The 10,130-nt window shown below is 71.6% G+C and carries 11 protein-coding genes; 1 reads left to right on the top strand and 10 read right to left on the bottom strand.

Going from position 1 to position 10,130, the window contains the following annotated elements:
- The 4 genes from H5J29_RS09970 to H5J29_RS09955 all read right to left on the bottom strand — a co-directional run.
- Positions 1–723 (bottom strand): S8 family serine peptidase (locus H5J29_RS09970; RefSeq protein ID WP_181780644.1); only part of this gene is annotated, 723 nt, incomplete at its 3' end.
- A gap of 36 nt (positions 724–759) precedes the next feature.
- Entirely contained in the window at positions 760–1,032 is a 273-nt protein-coding gene (locus tag H5J29_RS09965) for a hypothetical protein (RefSeq protein ID WP_181780643.1), read from the bottom strand.
- 200 nt (positions 1,033–1,232) lie between these two features.
- The gene (gene serA / locus H5J29_RS09960) at positions 1,233–2,837 is read right to left on the bottom strand and encodes a phosphoglycerate dehydrogenase (protein ID WP_181780642.1); all 1,605 of its coding nucleotides are present in this window, start codon (positions 2,835–2,837) and stop codon (positions 1,233–1,235) included.
- 144 nt (positions 2,838–2,981) lie between these two features.
- Positions 2,982–3,977: an LLM class flavin-dependent oxidoreductase gene (locus tag H5J29_RS09955; RefSeq protein ID WP_312858138.1), complete on the bottom strand. Its 996-nt coding sequence runs from the start codon at positions 3,975–3,977 to the stop codon at positions 2,982–2,984.
- A gap of 203 nt (positions 3,978–4,180) precedes the next feature.
- Here H5J29_RS09955 and H5J29_RS09950 point away from each other — a divergent pair, with 203 nt between their 5' ends.
- Positions 4,181–4,396: a hypothetical protein gene (locus H5J29_RS09950; RefSeq protein ID WP_181780640.1), complete on the top strand. Its 216-nt coding sequence runs from the start codon at positions 4,181–4,183 to the stop codon at positions 4,394–4,396.
- A 182-nt stretch (positions 4,397–4,578) separates the two neighbouring features.
- Here the strand turns inward: H5J29_RS09950 and ilvC are convergent, their stop codons facing one another.
- The 6 genes from ilvC to H5J29_RS09920 all read right to left on the bottom strand — a co-directional run.
- Entirely contained in the window at positions 4,579–5,583 is a 1,005-nt protein-coding gene (gene ilvC, locus H5J29_RS09945; RefSeq protein WP_181780639.1) for a ketol-acid reductoisomerase, read from the bottom strand.
- Positions 5,584–5,628: 45 nt separating this feature from the next.
- Positions 5,629–6,138 (bottom strand): acetolactate synthase small subunit, encoded by a 510-nt coding sequence (gene ilvN, locus H5J29_RS09940; protein ID WP_181780638.1) that lies wholly within the window; start codon positions 6,136–6,138, stop codon positions 5,629–5,631.
- On the bottom strand, positions 6,131–8,113 hold the full coding sequence (locus H5J29_RS09935; protein ID WP_220187207.1) for an acetolactate synthase large subunit: 1,983 nt from the start codon (positions 8,111–8,113) through the stop codon (positions 6,131–6,133). The genes ilvN and H5J29_RS09935 overlap by 8 nt, the downstream gene beginning before the upstream one ends.
- Before the next feature lie 244 nt (positions 8,114–8,357).
- Positions 8,358–8,495, bottom strand: a complete 138-nt coding sequence (locus H5J29_RS09930; RefSeq protein ID WP_181780636.1) for a hypothetical protein — start codon at positions 8,493–8,495, stop codon at positions 8,358–8,360.
- On the bottom strand, positions 8,489–9,298 hold the full coding sequence (gene rpsB / locus H5J29_RS09925) for a 30S ribosomal protein S2 (protein ID WP_246393701.1): 810 nt from the start codon (positions 9,296–9,298) through the stop codon (positions 8,489–8,491). The genes H5J29_RS09930 and rpsB overlap by 7 nt, the downstream gene beginning before the upstream one ends.
- A gap of 281 nt (positions 9,299–9,579) precedes the next feature.
- Positions 9,580–10,130, bottom strand: a 551-nt coding sequence (locus tag H5J29_RS09920; protein WP_181780635.1) for a type 2 periplasmic-binding domain-containing protein, incomplete at its 5' end; no start/stop codon positions are given.

Below are 10,130 nucleotides of genomic sequence, written 5' to 3'. Positions count from 1 at the left end.
GGTGACCCCGGCGTCGAGGAGCTTCGCCACGAAGTCGTTGACCGGGTCGTCCGCGGGCGCGTAGTCGGAGCCGAGCGAGAGGTTGACGACGTCGAGGCGGTCGGAGGGGTCGCCGTCGCCGTCCGGGTCGAGGGCCCGGTCGAGGGCGAGCGGGGTGAGGGCCGTGGCGCCCTCGCAGCCGAAGACGCGGATCGCGAACAGCTCCGCGCGCGGGGCGGCGCCGAGGCCGATGCGCATCGCGGTCAACGCGGCCGGGGTGAGCGCGGAGTAGTCGCCGGTGAAGGTGGTGCCGTCGGGGTTCACCCCGAACCCGGCTGCGGTCCCCGCGACATGGGTGCCGTGCCCCTCGCAGTCGAGCGGATCGGCGTCGGGGCGCGGGAGGGTCCTCGAAGGCTGGTCGCTCGCGGAGTCGTAGTCGTCCCCGGCGAGGTCGACGCCGCCGACGACCTTCGCCGTGGGGAAGGTGCCGCGCCCCGCCCTGGCCTCGTCGTAGGCCTGGACGGTTCCGGGTCCGCCGAAGTCCGCGTGCGTGTAGTCGACGCCGGTGTCGATGATCCCGATGCGGACGCCCGTGCCGAGGCGGCCGGTGTCCTGCCAGGTCTGCAGCGTGCGGCCGAGCTGAGCCGCCGACGCGTTGCTCGGCCGGGCGTCCGGGATACGCCGGATCGACCGCACGCCCGGGCTCGCGGCGATCCGTGCGGCGGCCGCGGCGTCCGCCCGCACCGCGACCCCGGGGACGGCGTTGCGGGTGCGGTAGAGCTAGCGCTGCCCCTCCGAGCCCCGGAGCTTCGCGAGGACGTCGGCGACGCGGGAGTCGATCCGGTCGCGGGTGCGCTCCGCGATCCGCCTCGCGACGTCACGCCCCTGGGGCAACGCCGCCTCGAAGTCGGCGGCCGCGGCGGTGTCCTCGAACTCGACGAACACGTTCTGCGCGGCGGCGGGCTGCTGCGCGTCGGCGGGCCCCGCGGTGAGGAGCAGGACCACGGAGGCGACGACAGCCGCCCCCACGATCCGCGGTCCGGACCCGATCACCCTCCGCCACCGCGCGCCGTGCACCTGCCACCCCTCCCACCGACCGGCTGATGCGGTGCGGCAGGAGGGAACCTAGATCGGGGGACGCAGCGTGAGCGGCGCTCACATCACATCGGGTGAGTGCCTCCACACGGCCGGGTGTGATCATGCACGAACGGCGCCCTCGTGCGAGTGCACGAGGGCCCGGTCGCGGAGCGGACTCAGTCGAAGCTGATCATGCGGGTGGTGCGGGCACCCACCGAGGCGCCGATCGGCTCCAGCACGCCCGGGTCGATCGCCCGGTCCACGCGCAGCAGCATGACCGCGTCCGCGCCGTCGGTGGTCTGGCTGATCTGGGCGGCCTCGATGTTCACCGCGGCCTCGCCCAGCAGCGACCCGACCCGGCCCATCACGCCCGGCCGGTCCGCGTACTCCAGCAGCAGGACCTCGCCCTCTGCCCGCAGGTCGAAGTGCCGCCCGTTGACCTCGACGAGCTTCTCGACCTGCGCCCGGCCGGTGAGCGTGCCGGAGACGGTGACCGCCTCGCCGTCGGGCATCGCGGCGCGCAGCTGCACGACCGAGCGGTGGTTCTCGGACTCCGGCGCGGTGGTGAGCTCCACCGCGACCCCGCGCTCGGCGGCCAGGGCAGGCACGTTCACGAACGTGACCTGGTCCTCGACGACGTGGGTGAACACGCCGCGCAGGGCCGCGAGCGAGAGCACCGAGACGTCCTCGGAGGCGAGCTCGCCGGACACGTCCACGGTGACCGAGCTCGGCACCCGACCCGCGACGGCGTGGAGCACCGTGCCCAGCTTCTGCACCAGCGGCAGCCAGGGCCGGACCTCCTCGCCGACCGCGCCGTTGATCTGCACGTTCACCGCGTCCGGCACGAACTCGCCTGCCAGGGCGAGCTGCACCGACTTCGCGACGTCCGTCCCCGCGCGGTCCTGGGCCTCGTTGGTGGAGGCGCCGAGGTGCGGGGTGACCGTGATGTTCTCCAGCTCGAACAGCGGGCTGGAGGTGGTGGGCTCGGAGACGTAGACGTCGATCCCCGCGCCGCCGACCTGCCCGGAGCGGACGGCCTCGGCGAGCGCGTCCTCGTCCACGAGGCCACCGCGGGCGGCGTTGACGATGATCACGCCCGGCTTGGTCAGCGCGAGCTGGTCCTTGCCGATCAGGCCCAGCGTCTCGGGGGTCTTCGGCAGGTGGATGGACACGAAGTCGGCCACCCCGAGCAGCTCGTCCAGCGACAGCAGCTCGATCCCGAGCTGGGCGGCGCGGGCCGGGGCGACGTAGGGGTCGTACGCGACCAGCTTGACGTCGAACGCGGCGAGCCGCTGCGCGACCAGCTGGCCGATCTTGCCCAGCCCCACCACGCCGACGGTCTTGCCCTGCAGCTCCACGCCGCCGTACTGGCTGCGCTTCCACTGGCCCTGACGCAGCGACGCGTCCGCCGCCGGGATGTGCCGGGCGGTGGCCAGCAGCAGCGCGATGGCGTGCTCCGCGGCCGAGACGATGTTCGACGTGGGCGCGTTGACGACCATCACGCCGCGCGCGGTGGCGGCGGGGACGTCCACGTTGTCCAGGCCGACACCGGCCCTGGCCACGACCTTGAGCCGGGTGGACGCCGCGAACACCTCCGCGTCCACCTTCGTGGCCGAGCGGACGAGCAGGGCGTCCGCCTCCGCCACCGCCTCGAGCAGGGCCGGACGGTCGGTGCCGTCCACGTGCCGGATCTCGACCTCGGATCCCAGCATCTCCACCGCAGAGGGCGCGAGCTTCTCCGCGAGCAGGACGACGGGACGGGTGGCGGCTGCGGTACTCACGACGGCGCGATGCTCCACGGTTGGGCGTGCACGGTTACGGACCTGGTCGATTCTAGGAGGCCGCCCCGACAGGTTTCGCCCGGGCGTGGTGCAGCCGATACCACGGGCCGATCACACGTGGGTGAACTGTGCCGAACCGGACACTCAGGCCGCGGTGAGGGAGGCCCGCTCCGCCAGCAGCTCGAAGGACCGGTACCAGCCCTCCCGGTCGACGACCGGGCACGCGACGATGAGCTCGTCGACCCCCACCCGGCCCGCGAACTCCTCCAGCCAGGACTGCACGCGGTCCGGGGTGCCCGCGGCGGTGTACTTCATCATCCCGAGGATCTGCCGTCCGGAACCGGTGTCCAGCACGGCCTCCGCCTCCTCGTCGGTCAGCTTCTGGCCGCCGCGGGAGAGGAACAGCTTCACCCGGCTGATCTGCGCCCGGCGCTGCTGCTCCGCGGCCTCCTCGGCCGAGTCGGCGGCGATCACGTTGACCCCCGCCAGCACCCGCGGCTCGGCGAGCTGCGCGGAGGGGCGGAACTCCGACCGGTAGGTGTCGACGGCCTGCTCGAGGGCGTCGGGGGCGAAGTGGGAGGCGAAGGCGTAGGGCAGGCCGAGGATCGCGGCGACCTGCGCCCCGTAGAGCGAGGAGCCGAGGATGTACAGCGGCACGCCGGTGCCCCGGCCCGGGTAGGCGTCCACCCCGCTGATCAGGGAGTCCTCACCGAGGAAGGCCTGCAGCTCCTGGACGTCCTGCGGGAAGGTCTCCGACGCCCGCGGGTCGCGACGCAGCGCCCGGTAGGTGTTCTGGTCGGTGCCGGGCGCGCGGCCCAGCCCCAGCTCGATCCGACCCGGGAACAGCTCGGCGAGGGTGCCGAACTGCTCGGCGACCTGCAGCGGCGAGTGGTTGGGCAGCATCACGCCGCCCGCGCCGAGCGTGATGGTCTCGGTGTGCGCCGCGACGTGCCCGATCACCACGCTCGTGGCCGACGACGCGATGGACCGCATGTTGTGGTGCTCGGCGTACCAGATCCGCCGGTAGCCCCAGCGCTCGGCACGCTGCGCGAGCCCGACACTCGCCTGCAGGCCCTCGCGGACACTCTCCCCCTCCGCGACGGTGGCCAGGTCGAGGATGGACAACGGGGGCAACGACACGGCAGGGATCCCTTCGGACGACGGCACTGTCAAGGTCCAACACACCGCTCGCCGCTTCTCTTCCGAGGGCTTCTGTGGTGGTGGCTGGCGCGGCGGCCGTGGTTGCACGTTTCGTGCTCCCAGCGCGGCAAGATCGCTCGTTGCGTGCGGCTGGTGCTGTGCGAGCAGCGCTGAGAGCACGCTGATGCCGATCATGCGAAGTGGTGCCGCCTCCGCCGAGGTCCTGTTCCTTCGAGAAGGGCGCCGGCTCCGCAGGACTCCTCATCCGCGCCGTCGCAGTGCCCGCCGCCGGGACCACCCGGATCGAGCGGGTGATCGCCGTGGACGCCGGCAACAACCGCGGCTGCCACACCTTCGAGACCGCCGTCGCACCCCTGGGCGCCCACACAGCCCCGAGCAGCCGCCTGCGGCCACCGTGACGGCCGAGCACATCAAGATCGGCGATTGCGTGCTCTCAGCGTCGTCGTCGGGACGCTGACAGCACCCAACTCACGATCTTGCCGCGCTGAGAGCACGAAACGTGCGATCTTGAGGCGACCCCCCGAACACGACGAACGGCGCCCCCGTGAGCACACAGGAGCGCCGTGTCGTCGGAACAGGCTTACTTCGCCTTCTCGCCCACCCAGCTCATCAGGCCGCGGAGCTTCTCGCCGACCTGCTCGATCGGGTGCTCCGTGCCCTCCTTCTGCAGGCGGGTGAAGTTCGGGCGGCCCGCCTCGTCCTCCGCGACCCACTCGCGGGCGAACGTGCCGTCCTGCACCTCGGTGAGGATCTTCTTCATCTCCGCCTTGGTCGCGGCGTTGACCACGCGCGGGCCACGGGTGAGGTCGCCGTACTCGGCGGTGTCGGAGATGGAGAAGCGCTCGTTGGCGATGCCGCCCTCGTACATGAGGTCGACGATCAGCTTGAGCTCGTGCAGGCACTCGAAGTACGCGATCTCGGGGGCGTAGCCCGCCTCGGTCAGCACCTCGAAACCTGTCTGGACCAGCGCCGCGGCACCGCCGCAGAGGACGGCCTGCTCGCCGAACAGGTCGGTCTCGGTCTCCTCCTTGAAGGTGGTCTCGATGACGCCCGCGCGGGCGCCGCCGATCCCGGCCGCGTAGGCGAGCGCGATCGCCTTGGCGTTGCCCGAGGGGTCCTGCTCGACCGCGATCAGCGCGGGCACGCCCTTGCCGTCCACGTACTGGCGGCGCACCAGGTGCCCCGGGCCCTTGGGCGCGATCATGATGACGTCGACGTCCGCGGGGGCCTTGATCAGGTCGTAGCGGATGTTGAAGCCGTGGCCGAAGGCCAGCACGTCGCCGCTCTTCAGGTTCGGCGCGATGTCGTCCGCGTAGATGAAGCGCTGCTTGGTGTCCGGCGCGAGGACCATGATCAGGTCCGCCCACGCGGAGGCCTCGGCCGGGGTGAGCACCTCGAGGCCCTCGTCGGTCGCCTTCTGGCGGCTCTTCGACCCCTCGGGCAGGCCGATCTTCACCTCGACGCCGGAGTCACGGAGCGACAGCGAGTGCGCGTGCCCCTGCGAGCCGTAGCCGATCACCGCGACCTTGCGGCCCTGGATGATCGACAGGTCGGCGTCGTCGTCGTAGTAGATGTTGACACTCATGACGGGTGGTGAATCCTCTCCAAGGGGGTACTGCAGAAAGAGTAGTTAGCGCGCCGTGGCGGCGGTGATGGACCGGGGTCCGCGACCGACGGCCACCATCCCGGACTGCACGAGCTCCCGGACACCGTAGGGCTCCAGGATCCGGAGCAGGGCGTTCAGCTTGTCCATCGTGCCGGTGGCCTCGATCGTGAGCGCCTCGGGCGCCACGTCGACGACCTTGGCCCGGAACAGCGCCACGGTCTCCAGCACCTGGCTGCGCACGCTCGCGTCGGCGCGCACCTTGACGAGCATCAGCTCCCGCTGCACCGAGGCGGCGGGCTCCAGCTCGACGATCTTGATGACGTTGATCAGCTTGTTGAGCTGCTTCGTCACCTGCTCGAGGGGGAAGTCGTGGACCGAGACGACGATGGTCATCCGGGAGATCCCGGCGGTCTCGGTCTGGCCCACCGCGAGCGAGATGATGTTGAACCCGCGCCGCGAGAACAGCCCGGACACCCGGGCCAGGACACCGGGCTTGTCCTCGACGAGGACGGACAGCGTGTGCGTCTCACTCACCGGAGTCCCCCAGTGCCCGCTCGGTGACGGCGTCGATCTCGTCGACGCCCGCCGCGAGCTCGTCGCCCTCGAACAGCGGCCGGATGTTCCGGGCCGCCATGACCTCGTCGTTCCCGGTGCCCGCGGCGACCATCGGCCAGACCTGGGCGTCGGCACCGACGGTGAAGTCGATGACGACCGGCTGGTCGTTGATCTCCATGGCCTGCCGGATGACGCGGTCGACGTCCTCCTTGGACTCCGCCCGCAGCCCGACGCAGCCCATCGCCTCGGCCAGCAGCTTGAAGTCCGGGATGCGGTGCTTGTGCGTGCCCAGCTCGGTGTTCGAGTAGCGCCGCTCGTAGAACAGCGTCTGCCACTGCCGGACCATGCCCAGGTTGCCGTTGTTGATCACGGCGACCTTGATCGGGATCCCCTCGATCGCGCAGGTCGCGAGCTCCTGGTTGGTCATCTGGAAGCAGCCGTCGCCGTCGATCGCCCAGACGACGCTGTCCGGCATGCCCGCCTTGGCGCCCATGGCCGCCGGCACGGCGTAGCCCATGGTCCCGAGCCCGCCGGAGTTCAGCCAGGTGCGCGGGTTCTCGTACTTGACGAACTGCGCCGCCCACATCTGGTGCTGGCCGACGCCCGCCGTGTAGAGCGACTCCGGCCCCGCGATCGCCCCGATCCGCTCGATGACGTACTGCGGGGAGAGCGAGCCGTCGTCCGGCCAGTCGTAGCCGAGCGGGAAGGTGCTGCGCCAGCCGTCGAGCCGGGTCCACCACTCGCTCAGGTCGGCGAGCTGCTCGCCGTGCAGCGCCTCGATCAGCTCGACGATGATCTCCTTCGCGTCCCCGACGATGGGCACGTCCGCCCGCCGGTTCTTGGAGATCTCGGCCGGGTCGATGTCGGCGTGGACGATCTTCGCGCCGGGCGCGAAGGAGTCCAGCTGGCCGGTCACCCGGTCGTCGAACCGGGCGCCGAGGGCGACGAGCAGGTCCGACTTCTGCATCGCACCGACGGCCGCGACCGTGCCGTGCATCCCGGGCATCCCGACGTGCTGCGGGTGGCTGTCGGGGAACGCCCCGCGCGCCATCAGCGTGGTGACGACGGGGATGTTCGTGAGCTCCGCGAGCTCCAGCAGCTCGGCGGACGCCTCCGCCTTGAGCACGCCGCCGCCCACGTAGAGCACCGGCTTGCGCGCCGCCGCGATGAGCTTCGCGGCCTCGCGGATCTGCTTGCCGTGCGGACGGGTGGTGGGCCGGTAGCCGGGCAGCCGCAGCTCGGGCGGCCAGGAGAACGTGGTCCGGGCCTGCTGCACGTCCTTGGGGATGTCCACCAGCACCGGGCCGGGTCGGCCCGTCGACGCCAGGTGGAAGGCCTCGGCGATCGCCCGCGGGATCTCCGCCGGGTCGGTCACCAGCATGTTGTGCTTGGTCACCGGCATGGTGATGCCGGTGATGTCGGCCTCCTGGAACGCGTCCGTGCCGATCAGCGGCCGGGCGACCTGCCCGGTGATCGCGACGACCGGGACGGAGTCCATGTGCGCGTCGGCCAGCGGGGTGATCAGGTTGGTGGCACCCGGGCCGGACGTGGCCATGCAGACCCCGACCTTGCCCGTGGCCTGCGCGTACCCGGTCGCGGCGTGGCCCGCGCCCTGCTCGTGCCGGACGAGCACGTGGCGCACGGTCGGCGAGTCCAGCAGCGGGTCGTACGTCGGCAGGATGGTCCCGCCGGGGATGCCGAAGACGATCTCGCAGCCGATCGACTCGAGCGACCGGACGATGGACTGGGCGCCCGTCACCTGCTCCGGGCCGGATCGCGGCCCCGGGACGTCGGTGCGGGTCTCGTGCCGGCTCTCGGCGCGCTCGTGGCGCACGGTCGAGTCGGTTCGCTGCCCCGGGGCGCCGGTCGGGCGTCCGGTGGGCACTCCGGTGCGTCCCGGCGGGGGTGCCGGTTTCGGTCCCGGGGTGCCGGGACGGGGAGTTGCGGTGGTCATCTCTGCCTCGCTGAACTGGGCTGGCTGGAGCCGGACATGAAAAAACCCCCGTCGCCTCCAGGAGGCGGAACGAGGGTGGCGCGTCGTGGTCCGAGTACTCGAAAGCCTCAGGCGGTGACGCGCCTGGGAATTACGAGAAGTCGGAGGGCGGACATGGGAGAGAAGTTAGCACGCCGGCAACACGAGGCGTCAACCGGCTGGGACGGGTCGTCCCGCATCGTGGGAGGCCCGTCCCGGCCCGCACTCAGAAGGGCACCTCCGTGGCGAGCAGCCCGGTGCCCCGTTCCCGCAGGCTGACGGTCCGACAGAAGTCCACTGCGGCGAGCTCGAGCAGCGGGCCCGTGCCGAACTCCCAGCGCCCGCCCGCGGGTCCGGTCAGCACGAGCGTGCACGGCGCGCCGTGCCGACCCGCCCACTCGGCGACGACGTCCGCGACCAGCACGCCGTCGTGGTCCGCGGTGAGGACGGGCTCGCGGCCGACGGCCCGGCAGGTGTCCATCCGGTGCATCCACAGGTCGCGGGTGAGGATCGTGTCCAGCAGGAAGCCCATGCTCCACGGCTCGCTATCGCGTCGTCGTTGCCCGGGATCGGGAAGTCGACCTCGTCGGGGTCGCAGTTGGTGTCCAGGATGGAGACGACCGGGATGTTGAGCTTCCGGGCCTCGCCGACGGCGATGTGCTCCTTCTTGGTGTCCACGATCCAGACCGCGCTCGGGACCTTCGACATGTCACGGATGCCACCGAGGGTCTTCTCGAGCTTGTCCTTCTCGCGGGTGAGCATGAGGATCTCCTTCTTGGTGCGACCCTCGAAGCCCCCCGTCTGCTCCATCGACTCCAGCTCCTTGAGGCGCTGGAGACGCTTGTGCACGGTCTGGAAGTTGGTGAGCATGCCGCCCAGCCAGCGCTGGTTCACGTACGGCATGTTGACCCGGCCCGCCTCCTCGGCGATGGCCTCCTGAGCCTGCTTCTTGGTGCCGACGAACATGATCGTGCCCCCGTGGGCCACGGTCTCGCGGACGAACTCGTAGGCGCGGTCGATGTACGACAGCGTCTGCTGCAGGTCGATGATGTAGATGCCGTTGCGCTCGGTCAGGATGTAGCGCTTCATCTTCGGGTTCCAGCGCCTGGTCTGGTGCCCGAAGTGCACGCCGCTGTCGAGCAGCTGCTTCATGGTGACGACGGCCATGGCCGGTGTGCACCCTCTCGGTAGGGCACGGGGCGTGGTGGTCGTGGGGGCCACCGTCGTCGTGGGCGCGACGGTGGTCGTGGGCGGCGGCGTGGTGGTCGTGGCGGGCGAGCCCGCGGAGGCGACCGAGATCGTGGTGGGCTCCGGAGCCCCACAGCCGACGAGCAGTGCGGAGAGGGCGAGGAGACCGGCGGCGGCGACGGCGCGGAAGGCAGACACGCCCGTCTGTCGGCGGACCGCCATGATCCGCAACAGCGGATCATCGAATCTGACGAGGCCGCTCACGCCGGCGTGGTCGGCACCGCCTGGTCGGCGAGGAGCCAGCGCTCCAGGATCGTGGCGTAGCTGCCGTCCTCGGCGAGGGCCGCGAGCGCGGCGCGGACGGCGGGGGCCGTGGCGGTGGGAACGGTGATCGTGCCGATCCCCTCGCCCCACGGGGTGCTCGGGATCTCCAGCCACCCCTTCCCCGCGACGACGGCGTGCCCCGCCGCCGGGGTGTCGGCGACGAAGGCGTCGAGCGCGTCGTCGAGGATCCGACGGGCGGCGTCGGCCGCGCCGGCCACGGGCACGATCTCGATCGGGTCCCGCCGGTTGTCCTGGCAGTGCAGGTCCCGCGACCGCACGTCCGCGTGCTGCACCGAGCCCGCGACCACCCCGATCCGGTGCCCGCACAGGGTCGTGGCCTCCACCCGGTCCGGGTTGCCGGGCGGGGTGACGATCGTGGTGCGCGACGCGACCCACGGCACCTGCTCGGCCCCGCGCGGCGGCTGGGCCACGGGGTTCGGGTTGATGCCCAGGTCGTGGCGTCCCTCGACGAGCGCGCGGGGCAGCG

The sequence above is a fragment of the Pseudonocardia pini genome (assembly GCF_013870575.1).
Classification (GTDB): Bacteria; Actinomycetota; Actinomycetes; order Mycobacteriales; family Pseudonocardiaceae; genus Pseudonocardia; species Pseudonocardia pini.
The sequence above is the reverse complement of the archived record's forward strand: the minus strand, read 5'-3'. Positions and strand labels throughout refer to the sequence as shown.

Coding starts and splice junctions, on each gene's coding strand:
- rpsB (WP_246393701.1), bottom strand. CDS start 9,298: ATGGCCGTCGTCACCATGAAGCAGCTGCTCGACAGCGGCGTGCACTTC.
- H5J29_RS09935 (WP_220187207.1), bottom strand. CDS start 8,113: ATGACCACCGCAACTCCCCGTCCCGGCACCCCGGGACCGAAACCGGCA.
- ilvC (WP_181780639.1), bottom strand. CDS start 5,583: ATGAGTGTCAACATCTACTACGACGACGACGCCGACCTGTCGATCATC.